Source organism: Streptomyces sp. NPDC058877 (assembly GCF_042742855.1).
In the GTDB taxonomy this organism is placed as follows: Bacteria; Actinomycetota; Actinomycetes; order Streptomycetales; family Streptomycetaceae; genus Streptomyces.
In genome coordinates this window covers 31626-35707 of sequence record NZ_JBHYMF010000065.1, presented here as the reverse complement: position 1 = coordinate 35707, position 4082 = coordinate 31626, and the positions used below count along the sequence as shown (strand labels likewise).

The window sequence follows — 4082 nt, the reverse complement described above, 5'->3', positions numbered from 1 at the left end:
AGACGCCACCAGGCAACAGCCCGACAAAGCCACTACCAACGACGGTCCGCCAACGAACCCACCGGGTAGATCACAAAACCGCACTGGAGTACTAGCTCGTCCAGCTGTGGGCCACGTCGACCACGACCCGGTCGTTCAGCTGGATCACGCGGAACGGCAGCCGGTTGCGTACGCCGAGACCGACCTGCGTCTGGCCCTCGAAGGTGCCACCGAACCGAGTGTCCCGGAAGGTGCTGTATCCGCTGATGCTCACACCGGACAGGGGCTCACCCACCTGGCCCGGGTAGGTCGGCGTGCCGGCCTGGAGGTCGTAGCTCCACGCGCCGACGCGAATGTCGAGGATCGCTCCGCCGGCGACCGGTATGTGTTGGCCCGAGGGGTCGGCGTAGAACTGGTCCACGTACTGGACCTGGTAGCTGATGCGGTCGCCGCCGCCGGGCACGTCAAACACGATGCGGTCGTAGCACTCGTGCTGTCCGGTCCTGATGTTTTTCAGATGGTCGGCACCCATGGCGGCACCGCCCTTGGCGCCGCTGCCCCAGCCCGTCGGACAGGTCGCCGCCGTGCGCGAGTCCTTCGTCGGGGCCGCGCCCGCGGTACTGGCCGCCGCTCCCAGCGAGGCGACCGCGAGCACGAGCACCGCCGCTACTGCTCCAATACGTCGCATCATTTCCCCTTCGATCACACCTGCGCGTGACTTCCGATATCAAGTCAGACGACCTGCAACATGGGAAGGTTGCATATCAGGCAGGGGCAAAAAGAGAAGTGAGGGTGATCTCTTGGAGTGTGCCCCCTGACAATGAACCCTTCTCGGTAACGTCTCGTGACGGTTCGTGATCTTCGGTCAGGTGGTGCGGCCGTGTTCCATCTGGAGCAGGACGAGGGCGGCTCGGGCGATCCGGGTGATGCCGCTGGGGTCGAGGCTGACCCGGCGCAGGGCCTTGAAGGTGACCTTGAGTAGGGCGTTGGCCCGCTCGGCGACCGCGTGGACGCCTCGGATGACTGAGTTGAACGCCTGCTGCCCGTCGTCGAGTTCGCTGCCTTTGGGCTTCTTGACCGGATGGCGGAAGCCGTCGCTGACGTTTTCGTAGCCGAGGTCGGTCAGGGTGGGAATGTCAAGGGTGGAGGCGAGCCGGTTGAGGGCGTCGACCAGGCCGTGGGTGCGGGCGCAGGTGGTGTCATGTTCGCGGCCGGGGCGGACCGGGGAGACCCAGATCGGCCAGCCGTCGGGGTCGGAGATGACCTGGACGTTGCCGCCGTGGTGCTTGTGCTTCCCGGACCACGATCGCGTCCCGCAGAGTGGTGTAACGGCGAGCATCACTACTGCCCCCTCGGCACCAACGCGGTGGTCACAGGTGGCACGCTGGCGAAGCGGAACGTGATCCTCTACACCACGTGGCGGGACACGACCCGGACCACCAGAGGTCGGCGCCGTTGGGGCCGGGGGCGGCGACGCGGTCAGTACGGATGACGGTGCCGTCCAGGTTGAGATGGGTGTAGCCGGCGGACGCCGCCCGTTCCAGCGCGGTGGACAGATCCGGGGCGTGGTCGGCGAGCACGGTCAGCCCTTCGTGCAAGTAGCGGTACGCGGTGGGCACCGAAACCCCGTTGTCCCGGGCGAGTTGGGCCAGCCGCGTCCCGTCGACGAACCACCGCAGCACCAGGACACCCTGCTTGAAGACGCCCAGAGCGCGGGTCCCCTTGCGAGTGCCGAGCCGTTCGTGGTGCTCGGGCGAGAGACTCGGCGGTCTCCCTACCGACGTCGAGTGTTGCGGTATAGGTGATACTGGTCAACGCGTGAAGCCTCTGGGTTCCGGAACGTGATCTTCGCAGACCTGTTCCCACCAGGGGCTTACTGCCGGCCCGAGGTCAACGGCCCGGACCGGTTCGACGGAAGGGTGCAGGCCTCCGGGGCGGGTACCACCGACCGCATCTCGCTGGTCTTCCGCACGGACGCCCCCGCCCACCGCTGGCTCACTGAGACGGTCTTCGTCGGCCTCGCCCGCCCGGACGGCGACGAGGCCGTCGTCATCCGCATGTACGCGCTCAGGTGACCGATCGCCCCGTGGAGCGCGCGCCGGACGTGCGGGCCGCGGCGCGACCGCCGTGGTTCGGCTACGACAGGGAGCGCCATGCCCCGATCAGGGCCTCGCGGAGTGCGTCGACCTCCTCGGTGCTCAGATCGGCGACCATGCGGGCCTCCAGCGCGCGGGCCGGTTCGGCGTACTCGGCGAGCAGTCGTCGTCCCGGGGCGGTGAGCAGGACGAGGCGTTCGCGGCGGTTGGCCGGGTTGGGTTCGCGCCGGATCAGGCCGCGGCTCTCCAGCGTCCGGATCATGTCGGCCATCGACTGGGCGGTGACGAAGGAGTCGCGGGCGAGCTGTGCGGCGGAGATGCCGTCGTGTCGCTCCAAGACCGTCAGGGCTGTGTACTGCAGCGCGGTGATCCCGGCGGGCTTGAGCAGCTCCTCCAGGCGGGCGCGCACCGCCAGCTCCGTCCTCTTGAGCAGGTAGAGCAGCGAGGTGCTCACGTTCGTCCTCCCGTCGTGCCGACCGGGCGGGGGCCGAGCCCTTCGCTGCGCCGGTGCCGCCCGGCGGCGGCCGTCCCACCCTAAGTCATTGACAGGAATCCTGTTGATTGCTCAGACTGCGTTCATCAGGATTCCTGTCGATCCCGGCGCGTGCCGGCGCTCTCGGCACCCCTTTTTCTCCTTGCGAGAGGTACTTCTCATGGATCTTCAGGGCAAGGTCGCCGTCGTGACCGGCAGTGGACGCGGCCTCGGACTGGCCTACGCGCAGGCCCTCGCCGCGGCGGGCGCCGCCGTCGTCGTCAACGACGTCGACCCGGCTGCCGTCGAGACCGCCGTCGCCTCGATCACCTCCGAGGGCGGCACGGCCACCGGTGTCGTCGGGGCCGTGGGCGACAGCGAAGCCGCCCAGCAGTTGGTGGACGCGGCGGTCCGGGAGTACGGGCACCTGGACGTGCTCGTCACCAACGCCGGCATCCTGCGCGACCGCGTGCTGTGGAAGATGACCGACGACGACTTCGACGACGTCGTCCGCGTCCACCTCCGCGGCACCTTCACCTGCGCCCGCGCGGCGGCCGTCCGCATGCGCGAACAGGGCACCGGGGGCCGACTCGTCCTCATCTCCTCGCCGGCCGGACAACGCGGCAACTTCGGCCAGACCAACTACGCCGCCGCCAAGGCCGGCATCGTCGCCCTGGCCCGCACCTGGGCCATGGAACTGGGCCGCGCCGGCATCACCGTCAACGCCGTCGTCCCCGTCGCCGCCACCGAGATGACCAAGACCATTCCGGCCTTCGGCCCCGTCATCGAGGAGTCCGAGCGCACCGGAAAGCCGCTGCCGGACTGGCTGCGCAAGGACGAGGGCCTCGGCACCGTCGAGGACGTCGCCGCCCTCATCACCTTCCTCGCCTCGGACGACTCCGACGGGGTGACCGGGCAGGCCATCGGCATCGGCGGCGATCGCCTCGCCCTGTGGGCGCACCCCAAGGAGAAGGCGGTCGCCTTCGCCGACGGCGGCTGGAGCGCCGACGCCATCGCCGCCGAGTGGCCCGGCGGCGTCGGAGCCGAGCCCGAGACCTACGGCATCCCCGCGCCGAAGGCCCCGGAGGCGTAGACATGCCCGACCTCGCACTCGACCTCGACCGGCTCACCGCCATCGACGTGCACACGCACGCGGAGGTCTCCAAGGACGGCCACGGGGCCCTGAGCCCGGAGCTCTTCGGTGCCTCCGAGACGTACTTCAAGGCCCACGGCCACCGGCAGCCGACCATCGAGGAGATGGCCGCCCACTACCGGGAACGCCGCATAGCGGCGGTGGTCTTCACCGTCGACGCCGAACACGCCACAGCGACACCGAACTCCTGGAGCAGCCCAGCCGACTGAGGATGTCGTTGTTGAAGACCTCAACTCGTCGCGGATCTGCCGAAGGCTGTAGCCGGCCCGCCGCAGCGCCCCCGCCCGCTCCCGCAACCCTTCGAAGTCCGCGTACTTGTTCTCTGAACGTGCCATGGGCATACCGTCCGGCCGGAATCTTCGCCTCCGGCGCCGTACGGCGC

Annotated in this window: 6 protein-coding genes and 1 pseudogene; 3 read left to right on the top strand and 4 right to left on the bottom strand. The window is 69.2% G+C overall.

Annotated features, from left to right (window positions below; translation table 11 throughout):
- Positions 1 to 91 precede the first annotated feature (91 nt).
- The 3 genes and pseudogenes from ACFW2Y_RS17420 to ACFW2Y_RS17410 form a co-directional block, all read right to left on the bottom strand.
- Positions 92 to 667, bottom strand: coding sequence for a hypothetical protein (locus ACFW2Y_RS17420; protein ID WP_384879420.1), 576 nt, complete (start codon positions 665 to 667; stop codon positions 92 to 94).
- A 177-nt stretch (positions 668 to 844) separates the two neighbouring features.
- Positions 845 to 1318, bottom strand: coding sequence for a transposase family protein (locus tag ACFW2Y_RS17415; RefSeq protein WP_384879417.1), 474 nt, complete (start codon positions 1316 to 1318; stop codon positions 845 to 847).
- A gap of 84 nt (positions 1319 to 1402) precedes the next feature.
- Positions 1403 to 1794 (bottom strand): annotated as a pseudogene (locus ACFW2Y_RS17410) (IS5/IS1182 family transposase); the annotation flags it as partial.
- Between the two features lie 26 nt (positions 1795 to 1820).
- Between ACFW2Y_RS17410 and ACFW2Y_RS17405 the strand changes: the two are divergent.
- Positions 1821 to 2054 (top strand): DUF3237 family protein, encoded by a 234-nt coding sequence (locus tag ACFW2Y_RS17405; protein WP_384879412.1) that lies wholly within the window; start codon positions 1821 to 1823, stop codon positions 2052 to 2054.
- A gap of 61 nt (positions 2055 to 2115) precedes the next feature.
- On the opposite strand, the gene ACFW2Y_RS17400 is transcribed toward ACFW2Y_RS17405, so the two are convergent.
- Positions 2116 to 2529, bottom strand: a complete 414-nt coding sequence (locus ACFW2Y_RS17400) for a MarR family winged helix-turn-helix transcriptional regulator (protein WP_384879409.1) — start codon at positions 2527 to 2529, stop codon at positions 2116 to 2118.
- A 199-nt stretch (positions 2530 to 2728) separates the two neighbouring features.
- Between ACFW2Y_RS17400 and ACFW2Y_RS17395 the strand changes: the two genes are divergently transcribed.
- Entirely contained in the window at positions 2729 to 3640 is a 912-nt protein-coding gene (locus tag ACFW2Y_RS17395) for an SDR family oxidoreductase (RefSeq protein ID WP_384879406.1), read from the top strand.
- Positions 3641 to 3642: 2 nt separating this feature from the next.
- A complete protein-coding gene (locus ACFW2Y_RS17390) occupies positions 3643 to 3909 on the top strand; it encodes a hypothetical protein (RefSeq protein WP_384879403.1) in 267 nt (88 codons plus the stop codon).
- Positions 3910 to 4082: the final 173 nt, after the last annotated feature.

Coding starts and splice junctions, on each gene's coding strand:
- ACFW2Y_RS17395 (WP_384879406.1), top strand. CDS start 2,729: ATGGATCTTCAGGGCAAGGTCGCCGTCGTGACCGGCAGTGGACGCGGC.
- ACFW2Y_RS17415 (WP_384879417.1), bottom strand. CDS start 1,318: ATGCTCGCCGTTACACCACTCTGCGGGACGCGATCGTGGTCCGGGAAG.
- ACFW2Y_RS17390 (WP_384879403.1), top strand. CDS start 3,643: ATGCCCGACCTCGCACTCGACCTCGACCGGCTCACCGCCATCGACGTG.
- ACFW2Y_RS17420 (WP_384879420.1), bottom strand. CDS start 667: ATGCGACGTATTGGAGCAGTAGCGGCGGTGCTCGTGCTCGCGGTCGCC.